Annotated in this window: 8 protein-coding genes; 4 read left to right on the top strand and 4 right to left on the bottom strand. The window is 65.5% G+C overall.

Features of this window, described 5'->3' with window-relative positions; all coding sequences use genetic code 11:
- The first annotated feature begins 6 nt into the window (after positions 1-6).
- Entirely contained in the window at positions 7-879 is an 873-nt protein-coding gene (locus tag JSY13_RS00515) for a metallophosphoesterase (protein WP_259607080.1), read from the top strand.
- A gap of 426 nt (positions 880-1,305) precedes the next feature.
- Here JSY13_RS00515 and JSY13_RS00510 read toward each other — a convergent pair whose 3' ends face one another.
- Genes JSY13_RS00510 through JSY13_RS00495 form a run of 4 tightly spaced genes read right to left on the bottom strand, consistent with a single transcriptional unit; the run spans position 1,306 to position 10,245 of the window.
- Positions 1,306-4,401, bottom strand: a complete 3,096-nt coding sequence (locus JSY13_RS00510) for a type III restriction-modification system endonuclease (RefSeq protein ID WP_259607079.1) — start codon at positions 4,399-4,401, stop codon at positions 1,306-1,308.
- A gap of 11 nt (positions 4,402-4,412) precedes the next feature.
- Positions 4,413-6,344, bottom strand: a complete 1,932-nt coding sequence (locus JSY13_RS00505; protein ID WP_259607078.1) for a site-specific DNA-methyltransferase — start codon at positions 6,342-6,344, stop codon at positions 4,413-4,415.
- Between the two features lie 21 nt (positions 6,345-6,365).
- On the bottom strand, positions 6,366-7,001 hold the full coding sequence (locus JSY13_RS00500) for a DUF4391 domain-containing protein (RefSeq protein ID WP_259607077.1): 636 nt from the start codon (positions 6,999-7,001) through the stop codon (positions 6,366-6,368).
- Positions 6,994-10,245 (bottom strand): helicase-related protein, encoded by a 3,252-nt coding sequence (locus tag JSY13_RS00495; RefSeq protein WP_259607076.1) that lies wholly within the window; start codon positions 10,243-10,245, stop codon positions 6,994-6,996. The genes JSY13_RS00500 and JSY13_RS00495 overlap by 8 nt, the downstream gene beginning before the upstream one ends.
- Before the next feature lie 420 nt (positions 10,246-10,665).
- Between JSY13_RS00495 and JSY13_RS00490 the strand changes: the two genes are divergently transcribed.
- The 3 genes from JSY13_RS00490 (at position 10,666) to JSY13_RS00480 (ending at position 13,363) form a co-directional block, all read left to right on the top strand.
- Positions 10,666-11,073 carry a (deoxy)nucleoside triphosphate pyrophosphohydrolase gene (locus JSY13_RS00490; protein ID WP_259607075.1) on the top strand — a complete coding sequence of 136 codons (408 nt, stop codon included), beginning with the start codon at positions 10,666-10,668 and terminating at the stop codon, positions 11,071-11,073.
- Positions 11,074-11,419: 346 nt separating this feature from the next.
- Positions 11,420-13,075, top strand: a complete 1,656-nt coding sequence (locus JSY13_RS00485; RefSeq protein ID WP_259607074.1) for a hypothetical protein — start codon at positions 11,420-11,422, stop codon at positions 13,073-13,075.
- An 87-nt stretch (positions 13,076-13,162) separates the two neighbouring features.
- Entirely contained in the window at positions 13,163-13,363 is a 201-nt protein-coding gene (locus tag JSY13_RS00480) for a dodecin family protein (RefSeq protein WP_259607073.1), read from the top strand.
- Positions 13,364-13,425: the final 62 nt, after the last annotated feature.

Raw genomic sequence — 13,425 nt, 5'->3', positions numbered from 1 at the left:
AAGAGCATGATCCTCACCGAGCATCCCCGCCCCTCGCACACCTTCGTGCACCTCTCGGACACCCACCTGCCCGCCGAGCGCACGCCGCTGTACGGCGGAGCGGACGCCGACGGCAACCTGTCGCTGCTGCTGGAGCGGCTCGTCGACAGCGGTCTGCGCCCCGACGCGCTGCTGCTCACCGGCGACCTCACCGACAAGGGCGACCGCACCGCGTACCGGCGGCTGCGCGGGCTGGTCGGCGAGGCCGCGTCCACCCTGGGCTGCCCGGTGGTGTGGGCGGCAGGCAACCACGACGACCGCGCCGCGTTCCGCGCCGAGCTGCTGGACGGCGACGGCGACGAGCCGATCGTGTCGGTGGACTGGTTCGGCGGCCTGCGCGTGATCGCGCTCGACTCGACCGTGCCGGGAGCGCACTGGGGCGAGATCGATGACGAGCAGCTCGCCTGGCTCCGCGGAGAGCTGGCGACGCCGGCGCCGGCCGGCAGCATCCTGCTCATCCACCACCCGCCGCTGCCGACCGTGCTCGATCTCGCGGTGACGGTCGAGTTGCGCGGCCAGGCCCGTCTCGCCGACGCGATCGCCGGTACAGATGTGCGCGCGATCCTGTCGGGGCACATGCACCATCCCTCGTTCGGCACGTTCGCCGGCATCCCGGTCGCGGTCGCCTCGTCGAGCGCGTACGGCCAGGACCTCGCCCAGCCGCCGGGCGCGACCCGCGGGCAGGATGCCACGCAGGGCTACAACCTCGTGCACGTGTACCGCGACACGATCGTGCACTCCGCGGTGGGGCTGGAGCGCGGGTCGGATGTCGGTGAGCCGGTGGCCCCCGAGGAGGCACAGAGACGGATCACCGGGGCGGGGATCGGCTGGCGGGACTGAGGCCCCCGGTCGCGCCCGGTCGCGCCCTGTCGCGCCCTCGGTCGTTGAGCGCCGCGCCCCCGGTCGTTGAGCGCCGCGCCCCCGGTCGTTGAGCGAGGGAGCCACAGGCGACCGAGACGAACGCCGGCGCGCCACTCCCGGTCGTTGAGCGAGGGCGCGCAGCGACCGAGACGAAACGCGCCGCCGCCAAGAGGCCGCGTACCCGGTCTCGACTTAGCCGGCCTCCCCCGTCTACCCGTGACCTCCATCGATCTCTGTCGATGCTCCGCGCGTACGGGCGTTGCGGTGGAAGATCTCGGACCTTCCGGTGCCCGCTTCTGACCGCAGCCTGCCGCCTGGCGAAGGCTGCGCGTTGGCTGACGTCATGTGATATCGAGGAGCTCTCGCGCCTGTCGGCCAACGGACCGAGCTAGACACCGCGCCTACCTATGCCGACACCAACTGCATGAGTTCGGCGTAGCTGGTGACCACACCGTACTTCACAGCCGCGCTGTTGTCGCGTTCGAGGGCTTCGAAGTACTTGCGGGCGCAGTCGATCTTGGCATTCTCGACGCCCTTCAGCTGCAGCGACGACAGAGACCCCTTGGTCTCGGCCACGAAGTACACGTGCTTGACGCTGCCTTCGGTGAAGGCGATCGCCCAGTCTGGGTTGTAGTCGCCGACCGGCGTCGGGATGAAGAATCCGCGCGGCAGCTTCGCGTAGACCGCGACTTCGGTGCTCGTATCGAGGGCGGAGACGAAGTCACGCTCGACCTTCGAATCGGTCACGACGTAATCGTAGACGTGGCGCTTGAGCCGCTGACCCGCCTTAGTGAAGTCCTGCGCCGTCTGGTTCTGGGTGAAGATCGTCGAGTCGAAGCGGTCCTCCAGCGTGTCGTACGTCAACTTGTTGACGATCAGCGTCGCCTTCTGCTCATTGATAATGCGCGCCGTCTCAGTTATGAACTGCTCCGGATTGAGCCGGAACTTCGCGAAGGTCGATGGCTTCACGTCGCGAAGAATCTTCGCGACGGTGCGCCGCGTGAGGTGGGTCTTCTCTGTGATCTCACCCAGCAGGTCGTACTTCACCTGTGACCTCGCGCTCAGCTCCTCGGTGTGCGTGCGCGTTTCCGACACGGTGAAGCCCGTGCCGCGTTCGAGCGCGTCGACATCCAACGCGTCGCGTTGACTGCCCGTCTGCACGACGTACTGCAGCGATGCCACGTGCAGCTGCGCATCGAGCGCGTCGACGCAGTTGTCGATCAGCTCGCTCGAGTCGAAGTCGACCTGGTACACGACACGGTGGTTGATGCGATTCCAGAGTGCCTGGAACTCCTTCTTCTCGAAATTCTCCCGGTTGAATGGGATCGGCTTCGGCTTGCGATCATTCCTGGGAACCGGCATGTCGAGGTACAGAGCGTCGACCAGCGGCAGGAGGAAGTCGACTACCGGCGCGAGTGCCTCGGGCGCCGGAGCGAGCTCTCCCACCTCACGCGCGTCCTTATACGCCTGTGTGACCGTGTCGTCGTCGCCGATGTAGTCGTTCTTGATCAGATACCGCACCAGCTGCTTCGCCAGCGCCTCGTCAACCAGCGCCTCGATGCCCGACCCATCGCGATAAGTGCGACCCGTGAAGTACTCTTCGGTCGCCTTCCGAGGCCGCGCGGAGAGCGAGGCGGCGATCTCGTTCTGCAGGCCGTCGACGAACTCCTGGTATGACTCGTCGCACACGACCGTGAGCTCGTTGATCTCGTGCACGGTGGCAGGATGATCCATCCGCTCACCGTGCTGGTTCACCGCGATGCGGAGGCCGCGCCCAACCTCTTGGCGACGCGACACCGAGTTGTCACTCTTCTTGAGCATCCCCATGACGAAGACGTTGGGGTTGTCCCAGCCCTCGCGGAGCGCGGAGTGCGAGAACAGGAAGCGCAGGGGAGTCGCGAGGTCGAGCAGCTTCTCCTTGTCCTTCAGGATCAGGTCGTAGTCGCCCGCCTCGGTAGCCTGCCCCTTCTCGTCCCCACGAGCGGCGATCCTCGGATCGATCTGGCGTCCCGTCTTCTTGTCGATCGAGAAGTACCCGCCGTGCACGTCGCGCGCGGCGTCGCGGCGCAAGTATTCCTGGTAGATCGCGAAGGCATCGTCCATCTCAAGCTCGGCGAGCACCTCGGCTCGGATCAGTTCGTACTCCTCCTCGAAGATTCGCGCGTAGTCGCCGAGCGTGTCCTCGCGGTCGTAGTCGCGGTACTTCGCGACCTCGTCAATGAAGAACAGGGAGAGCACCTTGATGCCCTGTGGATGGAGCGTGCGCTCCTTCTCGATGTGGGACCGGATGACCTCGCGTATCTGGATGCGACGTTTCTGCTCCTCGGTCACGTCGAGCGTGGCCTCACCTGCGTGAAGGACATCACCTGTTGACAGCTCGATGATGTCGCGCACTGCGTCGACATCGGTGACCACGAGATCCTTGTACGCCTCGACGCCGTTCGCCAGGTCGTGCAGCCTGCTGCCCTTGGTGACGCGCTTCACGAGCCGCCGGATGCCGGTGCCCGTCTGCACCTCCATCTCGATGCGCGCGGTGGGCGGCGCGCCCTTCTTCACCTCGATCGCGTCAAGGTAGATGTAGGCGGTGGAGCCGGCCAGGCCCCGCACGGTAAGGCCGCGCACGCCGATCTTCTTCACCAGCTTTGCGTTGTACGCGTCGACCGCGTCGAGTCGGTACACCTTGTTGTATTCGTGGAACGGCTTGTGCGTCGCGGAGTAGCGCAACACCATCAGCGGATCGAACTTCGCCAGCGCTTCGAGCGAGGCCGATGCCTTCTTCGGCTTGCCCTTGTTGTCGAACTCCTCGCCGAAGCGCTGGGGCTCGTCAATGATGACGATCGGTCGGTTGGCGCTGATGACGTCGATCGGCCTGCGGGACTGGAAGTCGTCGAGCTCGTCGTAGATGCGCCGCTGGTCCTTGCCGGTGGCATTGAAGGCCTGGATGTTGATGATCATCACCTGCACCCCGGCATCCGAGCTGAACCGCTCGAGTTCGTGCAGTTGCGCGGAGTTGTAGATGAACGCGCGCGGCTTGGTCTTGTACTCCTCCATGAAGTGCTCAGCCGTCACATCGAACGTCTTCTTGACGCCCTCGCGGATCGCGATCGACGGGACGACGACGATGAACTTCGACCATCCGTAGCGGCGATGCATCTCCATCATGGTCTTGATATAGACGTAGGTCTTGCCGGTTCCCGTCTCCATTTCGACTGTGAGGTTCGGCGCACCTGGCGCGGCCTTGCTCGTCGCGAGTTCGGTCGACTGATTCAGACCCTTGCCCGCCTGGATTGCTCGGATGTTCGCGAGCAGCTGGCTCGCCGAGAGTGCGATGGGGGCGTTGCGCAGACCGGGGCCGAGCTCGATGGTCGTCTGGCCATCCTTCGCACGACCGGGATCGATACGGTAAGTGACGCCGGCGTCCTTCAACTGGCCCGCGAATACGTCCACGACCGCGTTGACCGCGTCGGTCTGATAGTCCTGCGTCTTGAACTGAAGTTTCATCCGGGCCTCGTTCAGATGGTCTTGACGGAGGTGTCCGGCGACACCTCGGCGAAGACCTGCTCGGCGTTGATGCGCTCGGCGTCGGTCGCGAACCCGTCGTCGCGGAACACCGCGCGCACCGGCTGCCGCTCGGCAACCGCCCGCACGACTGCCGGCGTCACGCTCTCGTCGAAGCACGCGATGAGCCCACCGTCGTCGACCACGAACACCTCGCGCCCGTCAATCTGCTCCCGTCGAATCGGGAGGGTCAGTTCGAGGCCCCAGTCGAGGAGCACCTGGAAGAGGAGGTCCTCGCCCGTGCGGTCGGGCTTAATGCTTGACGCGCGCTCACCGAGGTCGAGCTGGTTCGTCTCGTCTGGTGTGCGGAGGACGTCCGCCATGTTGGTGGTGTCAATTCGGAATGCGCGATAACCCTGTGGTTGCGGCGAAGCCGCCTCAATCCGGCGCAGACGATCACGAGCAATATCAGCGATGGACCCGTAACCGGCCGCAGCCGCTGGGCTCCCCGCAGGTACCCGTTCCGCAATTTGCACGAGAATGAACCGCCTCGAGCTCTGTGTGGAGACATTCAGATCAATAACAGCGTGCGCGGTAGATCCCGACCCGCCAAAGAAATCGAGGATGATGTCGTCGGGACCAGTCAAATAGGCGATGAGCCTACGAAGATCTTTCCAGTTCTTCGGGTTGTCAAAGACGCGCCCGCCCATGAGTGCGTGAAACTCGACCGCGGCAGTCTGTGCATAGCTATAGTGAACTGACCCCATAACGAGACCTTCCGACTCAAACAGGTACCGTATTTGGCGAGGTAGGGTGGTCTCGTCGGGGCCGAAAACCACCCTTCCTTCAGCGACCGCCTTGTCGAACGATTCCTTCTTCGGGTAGCGCCAGCCGCCCTCGGGGACCTTGCATGGCTTGCCGGACACCGGGTGCAGCACAACATAACGTGGTCCGCCGCCACCAGGCCACGAGATGTTCCCATCGTCGCGGAAAGGGCCACGAGGTCCCACCTTACTAAAGCGCCCCAATTTCCGTCGCTCATCTGTCGCAGGGAACGATGATGTCCACTTGCGCCATCCAACCTGAATGGCATCCCAATCCTCGCCGTACTGGGCGCGAAGCTTGGAGTACTCGGCGCGAGCTTCCTCGATGCCCTGTTGCGGTTCACGAAGGCGCGTGCCCAGATCGGAGAGGACTTGCTTCGATCGAGCATACACAAGCATATACTCGTGCCCGACCGAAAAGAACCTTGCATCGTTCTTCCTGTTGCGATCCCACACCAAAACCGCGAGCTTATTCTCGGCGCCAAGGACCTCGTCGAGGAGAATCTCCATCGCGGAAAATTCAGCATCGTCGATACTGATTACGATGTAGCCGTCCTCGGTGAGTAGATTTCGGGCCAGCTTGAGGCGAGGATAGATCATGTCAAGCCAGTCTGAATGAAACCGACCATTCGACTCCGCGTTCGTCGCCAACCGCGCTCCCGACTCGTCAAGCATGCTAGACCGCGCCAGATACTCCGCCGTGGTCTGCGCAAAGTCGTCGTTGTATACGAAGTCGTTCCCCGTGTTGTACGGCGGGTCGATGTAGATGAGCCTGACCTTGCCCAGGTACGACTCCTGCAGCAGCTTGAGGGCGTCGAGGTTGTCGCCCTCGATGAAGAGGTTCTCGGTGGTGTCGAAGTCGACCGATTCCTCGCGCACGGGGCGGAGGGTCTTCGCGATGGGGGCGTTGGCTGCGAAAGCGGCGGCCCGCTTGCCGGGCCAGTCGAGCTGGTAGCGCTCCTGCGGGCCCTCGACGATGTGGTCGGAGAGCTCCTGCCGCAGGGCATCGAAGTCGATCGCGCGCTTGACCGCGCCGTCGGCGTCGCGGGTCTCGGTCACGACACTCGGAAACAGCTCGGCGAGCTTGTCGATGTTCGCCTGGGTGAGGTCGGGCGATGTCATGCGCAGTTTCTCCAAGGGGTGCTACCTCTGTGCTTCGAGCTCGCTCCGCAACGCAGTCAGCGCGCGGCGGATTTCGAGCTTGCGGTTGAGTTGGGGTTCGTTCCGGAGCCGGCGTTCGGCGGCGGCGACCTGTCGTTCGAGCTGGTCGATGCGCTTCAAGCGACCGGCCAGCTCCGCCGGGCTCTCGGCCGCGCGGCCGGCGACAGGGAGCAGCGGCTCGAGGATCGCCGCGTACAGCGCGGACAGGGTGATCGCGGTCGGCAGCGGCGCGCGCTCGTGGCCCGAGGGCATCCATCCGGTCGAGTGATACGTGCCCGACTTCTGCATCGCCGCGGTCATCCGGGTCTCTGCGTCGCTGCGCGCGATCTCGAAGACGAGCGGAAACGCAACCGCGTTGTCGATTGCGGCGAGCACGGCGGTCGACACGTCCTCGCCCTTGGCCGTAACGCGGAAGACCTGTAGCTCGGGTACCTCATCGTCGCCCGGCACGTTAACGGTCGACTCGGCGAGCTTGTACGCCCACTCGACGCTCGCCACTTCGTCGACGAAGCGCTCGCGCACGGCCGTGGTCACGGATCCGTGCGCGTAGAGCTTCTCCTTCGGCACGCGACGGCCGAAGGCGGCCGCCGCGGGCCACGCATACAGCACGTCAGCCATGCCGCGCCTCGCGGTCGACGACAGCGATGAAGGCGAGCAGCTCGAAGTCATCGAGCCCCGCGATGCCTTGCGTGAGCGCGGTCGTGGTGCCGGGCGTGAAGAGGCTGTCGATGTCTCGCTCGTCGGTGACCTCGATCATCGAGCGGATCGCGTCGGTCAGCAGGCCCGAGTAGGTCGCCATATCGACACCGTCACGCGTTGCCTCATTGAAAATCGCCGCGACGTCCGCCACGGGCTCGTCCACGCCGCGGCATCCGGCACGCAGCAGGTCAAGCAAGCGCTTCGCCTCCGTGTGGTCCGCCACGACCTGACCCTTATCGTCGAGGTAGACGAGGTAGTGCGGGTGCAGGCGGTTGCCCCGGTTGACGTCGTCCGGCGCGTTCACGTTGCGCAACGCGAAGATCGCGCCCGGCACGAGCCCCTTGGCCGGGTCCGCGGGGATCACCGCATGCAGGCCCTTCGGGCTCCGCGCGAGGTCGCCGTGCTCCTTGATGTAACCAAGCAGGTCCATACGGAAGTCGTTGAGGCCGAGGTCGGTGATTGAGACGCCAGCGCGCACGTCCTCGAGATCGATCACGTCGTCCTGCAGTCGCCGCAGCTGCTCGCGCCGGTAAGCAGCTTCGGCACCGCCGGGATCGAGCACGTTATCGTCTCCGGTACCCGCGATATTGGCGATGGTCATCCGGCCCTCTACGCGCTCCTTCAGATTGATGTACGCGTCGAGCGAGATGTCCGGCCAGAAGTTGACCAGCTGGATGACCTGGTTTATGGACCCGATCCGGTCCACGCGACCGAAGCGCTGGATGATCCGGACAGGGTTCCAGTGAATATCGTAATTGATCAGGAAGTCGCAGTCCTGCAGGTTCTGCCCCTCGCTGATCACATCGGTACCGATGAGCACGTCGATCTCTCGCGTCTCCCCGGGCATCGTGAGGTCGCGGCTTTTCGAGCGCGGCGAGAAGAGCGTCATCGCCTCCTGCGCCCCGAATCCGGTGCCGAGCGTCGTGCGCACACCGTGGTTGCCGCCCGTGATGACGGCGGTCTCTAGGCCGTGTCGTGCGAGGACGGGCGCGAGCTCGCGATACAGGTACTCGGCAGTGTCGGCGAAGGCCGAGAAAACTAGAACCTTGCGGTTGGGGCTGCCGTTGGGCTGAGTGTTGAGCGGGTTCGCGACCTTCTCCTCGATCGTCGTGAGCAGCCGGCGCAGCTTGAGGTCGCGGTCGGGGACGACGCGGTTCGCTTCATCGAGCAACCCGCAAAGCACCTCGCGATCGACCGCGAGATCGTGGCGCCACAACTCGGTGTCGATGTCGCGGAGCGCGATCTTCACGCCTCCGCCGACGAGGAACGCGCTCAGCTCGGCATCGTCCTGATCGTCCGTGTCGAGATCAAGCCCGGCATCCCCGACGCCCTCCACAGTTTCGCCACGCTCAATCTGGGCGAGCGTCGCATCGGTGATCCGGTCGATCCGACCGAGCGTGAGCCGGAACGCCTCGACAGAGCTCTCGAGGCGCTTGAGCAGGTTCACGGTCATGAGCTTCCGGATGCCTTCTTGACGCCCCTTCAGCCCCGCGCCACCGACAAACTTGTCGACGTCCTCGTAAATCGCTCGGCGGCTCGCATGGACGTAGTCGAGGGGTCGATAGACCGCAAGTGTGAGCAGTTGCAGGCGCTCGAAGATCTCGTCGAACTTCGGGACGTCGGCGATATCCGTCAGCGGTTCCCGGATCGCTTTGGGGGGCAGACGCTTCGGGAAGGCGCCGATGTCGGTCATGTCGTAGAACGCCTGGATGTGCTTGCGCGACCGGGCGATCGTGACGGCGTCGAGCAGCTCGAAGAAGTCGAAGTCGAGCATCTGCAGGATGCGATCCGTCGTGCGCTGCGCCGGATCGAGCTTCGACCAGTCGTTGAACGCGCGTTGCGCCTCGCGAAAGACGTTCTCGACAGTGGTCGAGAGCGTCAACTGCTTCGCGAGATCCTCGCTCTCGCCCTCGTAGGCGAGCTGCAACTGGTTCTTGAGATCGTTGAAGCGGTTGTTGACCGGGGTGGCCGATAGCATCAGCACCTTGGTCTTCACGCCCTCGCGGATCACCTGGCGCATGAGCCGCTGGTAGCGGCTCTCTCGCTCGTGCGCGTAGTCCGCGTTGCGGAAGTTGTGCGACTCGTCGATCACGACGAGATCGAAGTTGCCCCAGTTGACGCGGGCGAGGTCCTTGCCGAGCGACTCGCCGCGAGTTCGTGACAGGTCCGTGTGCGCCAGCACGGTGTAGCCGAAGCGGTCCTCGTGGAACAGGTTCGTCGTGTACGGCGAGTTGTAATTCGTCCAGTTCTCGGCGAGTTTCTTCGGAGCCAGCACCATCACGCTCTTGTTGCGCAACTCGTAGTACTTGATCACCGCGAGCGCCGTGAACGTCTTCCCCAGGCCCACGCTATCGGCCAGGATGCAGCCGTTGTACGTCTCGAGCTTATTGATGATGCCCGTCGCGGCGTCGCGCTGGAAGTTGTACAGGCTCTGCCAGATCTTCGTGTCCTGATAGCCGGTGCGGTCGTTCGGCAGCACGTCCTCAGTGATGTCGTCGAGGAACTCCGAAAACAGGTTGTAGAGGATCAAGAAGTAGATGCGCGCAGGGCTGTTCTCGGCATAGACGCTCGCGATGTGGGCTCGCACTGCCTCGGTGACGTCGATGAGCTGATCCGGATTGTTCCAGATCTGGTCGAACAGCGTCAGGAAGTGACGAGCTTCGTCCTCGCCTTCGAACTTTGTGACCGTGTTCGAAATCGCATCGCCGCGCTCGTACCCAAGATCTGCTGTGGTGAAACCCTGCAGCTGGAAGTAGGCCGCCGCGTTGTCGACAACCGCCATGCCCTGCATCGGCGCGCCCGTAGCGTTGGACCGGAACGTCACTCTGCGCCGAACCCATTCGGCGCACTCCCGGGCGATAGCGCGCTGGGTGAGCTTGTTCCGCAGCCGGATCTCGAACGCAGACCCATACAGTGTCGACTCAGCATGCGGGATGAAGAACTCTCTCCGCTCTCGACGGATCCGGTCGGTCGCCTTCTCCGCCATGAAGGACGGCGAGGTGAAGATGAACTCAAGCTCTTCGATACTCTCGAGTTCATCACGCAGCGCCTCGAAGGCGAAGATCGAAAACGCGGATGCGGCAACCCGTACCTTAGAGCGTGGCGCAAGCGTCGACTTCAGATCATCGCCAAGCAATATGCCGACGTTATCGATGATGCGCATCTCAGACACCCTCCCTCCCCGTCCACGACATTCAAACGGATCCGGTGTCGGATTCGCCGTCCTGAACGTTCGCGCGACAACGGCGCCGGTCTGCCGGCATGTCGACGATAGCGGCTCGGACAACGGCCGACAGCCAAGGCTTAACCATGTGTCTCCAAGCGAATCAAGCCGTGTGCTGACGCTGCCGATCCTATCTGCAGAACGAGGCGGTCTTGCGCTCGCCTGAAGGCGCACGGCACCGACCACATGACCTCGGCAACGCCGCTCAGGTAGCCCAATAGATCCGCGGTCACCATGGGCCGCGCCCAACTCGAATCCGCTCCGCGACGTCGAGTGCCACGTCGGCCGCATCGCCAAGCGCTGAAGGGGTTCTTCGAGCGCTTCTTCGGCCCCGCTGCGGTACTGGATTAGCGTTCAAGCATGGTGCACGTCGTTGGAGCGGTGATCGTCAAGGACGGCCGCGTGCTCGCGGCGCGGCGCGGCGAACAGATGAAGTTACCTGGCACGTGGGAGTTTCCTGGCGGGAAGCTGGAGCCATGCGAGTCAGAGCAGTCTGCCCTCATGCGTGAGGTTCAGGAGGAGCTCGGCGTCCACGCCCTGGTCGGGGAACACATCGAGACGACGGCACACGAGTATCCGTTCGGCAACGTAACGCTCAGCACGTACTACGCAACGATCACGTCGGGTGAGCCAGCCCCAACCGAACACGCAGAGCTGCGATGGTGCGCTGCCGACGAGCTTGCCGAACTGAATTGGGCTCCGGCCGACATTCCGACGGCACGGCGAGTCATTGCGCAGTTACGCTCGGCGCGGCAAGCTCGTAGTTGAATCCGTTGCCCTCCTTGAACACGAGACCGAGGTCAACCGACTCAAGGTAGTCACGTAGGTCCGCGCTCGGGCGGTCCGGAAGCAACACGGCGCACCTTAGACCGTCGAGATGTACATGGCGCCGGGTAATCCAGTCCCCGACTTTGAGGCGGAGCGGGTGAGCGGACATAAGCAAACTCTAGGGCTCAGGTGTCCAGGCGTCGCGCCGCGCTTCGAGTCTCGCAAGCGGCCACCCCGCTCGCGCGAAACTCAGCACCCAGCACGAAACGTGGCGCTGTGCGCTGATTCTCGTGCAGAAGGCCAAGTCTCGCGGCGATGCACCTCCCTCCCGCCTACGCTCGAAGACATGACACACGCGGACGTGACGACCCCGGCCGACGCCGACGCCCTCGCCGCTCGCATCCTGCAGCCGCGGGAGCGTCCGCTGGTGCTGGTGTCGACCGACCACGACGGCGGATACGCGTTCGACGTCGACCGGCTGCGCGCCGAACTCGACGGCATCGCCGACGTCATCACCCTCGCGACCGGCACGGCCTCGAAGCGCCTGGAGTCGCTCGTCCCGCCGAAGACGCAGGTGTTCAACGGCGCCGCCCGCTCCTACCCACCAGACTTCGGTGCGAACCCGAACTGGACGCGCTCGCACCTGCGCTTCCCCGGCCAGGCCGGCACCGACGACCTCATCCACGACGCCATGGCGCAGACCGGGCGCCGCACCGTCGAGTCGGCGCCGGGCCCCGGCATCCGTCGCGCCCGCGGCATCGTCCAGGGCTTCGTCGCCGACGGCACCCGCGCGATCGTGCGGCTCGACGACGGCACGGCCGTCACCGCCACCGCCACACTGCTCCCGCCGGACGTCCCGCTGATCGCGGCGCTCGTCGTCGGCGAGCCCGTCAGCGGCGTCCTCGAGGGCGGCGAGCTGCACCCCGAGCCCCTCGTCCCCGACCTCGACGTCTTCACCGACGGCGCGCACACGCTCGCGCTCGTCGTGAAGGTCACCGAGCTGCGGGCCACCGTGCAGCTGCATCCGCGGCTCCCCGTGGTGCTGCGCCGGCGTGACGTCGGCGCCGAGGACCGCCCGGTGAGCGACCTGCTCGCGGTCGGCGACGTCGTCCGGGTGCGCGTGCACCGCAAGCCCGGCGGCGAGATCGCACTGAGCGTCGCCGACGCCGACCCGGAGGCCCCGCTGGTCCCGCCTCTCGCGCTCGTCGCGGGCGGCGCGCCCTGGCTCAGCGAGGACCGCCCGCGTCCATCGGACTCGGGGACGGATGCCGAACAGCCGGCATCCGCCGCTCATCGCGACCGAGGCGCCGAACCTGCCACCCGCCACGACGTCGCCGCCCTGGCGCACGAGGTCGCTGCGCTGCGGAGCGACCTGCTCGCGTTGACGAACCTCGTCGCCCGGTCGAACGGGTCGAACGCGTCGAACAGCGGCGCGGAGTCGCAGCTGCGTGCCGAGAACGAGCGGTTGCGCGCCCACCTCGCGCAGGAGAAGGCGGAGCGGGCGGGTGCGGAGGCGCGGCTCGCCGAGCTGTCGGAGGACCGCCGCGAGACCGGCCGCGCCCTGCGGGACGCCCGCCGCGCGGCCGAGCGCGCTCACGTGGACCCCACGCCCGAGGGCATCCGTCTCGAGATCGAGCGCACCTGGGGCATCCGCACGGCTCCCGGCGAGCGCACCCGCTGGCCGCTGCGCGAGTACTCGCTGGGTCCCGGGTTCATCGACTCGCTGGCCGGGCTCGATGAGACGCAGCTGAGCAAGGCCGTGCGCGCCTGCGTGGACGCCATCACCGGACGCGACCGGGAGATCCCCGCGCGCGAGCTGCACCGGCTGCGCACCGGCGAGGGCGGCGACGACGCGTACGTGGTGCGGGCCGACGGCGGCCGCTGCTGGCGCTCGTCGATCGAGCAGAACGCGCCCGGCGCGCGGCGGCTGCACTACTGGGAGCTGCCGGGCGGGGTGATCGAGCTCAGCCGCGTGGTGCACCACGACGACACCCGGCCGTGACGCGGCATCCGTGACTCTTACGGGGTCTTGTGGGCCGACGCCGGATGGCGTTGCATGGGGAGCGTTCCGTCACGAAGGAGGATCGCCATGTCGGTCGCACGTGTCACCACCATCACCGCCCGCTCCACGGAGAGCTTCGAGGCCGCCATCCAGGAGGGCGTGTCGCGGGCGAACGAGACCCTGCGCAACGTCAGCGGCGCCTGGGTCAAGGAGCAGCAGGTCATCGTCGTCGACGGCGGGATCACCGAATGGCAGGTGACCCTCGAGGTCACCTTCGTGCTCGACTGATTCGTGCTCGACTGATTCCCTCGAGGGACGGATGCCCGGGGGCAGGGCATCCGTCATGAACC

It is taken from the genome of Microbacterium neungamense, assembly GCF_024971095.1.
Taxonomy (GTDB): Bacteria; Actinomycetota; Actinomycetes; order Actinomycetales; family Microbacteriaceae; genus Microbacterium; species Microbacterium neungamense.
This window is presented reverse-complemented; position numbering and strand designations above follow the sequence as displayed.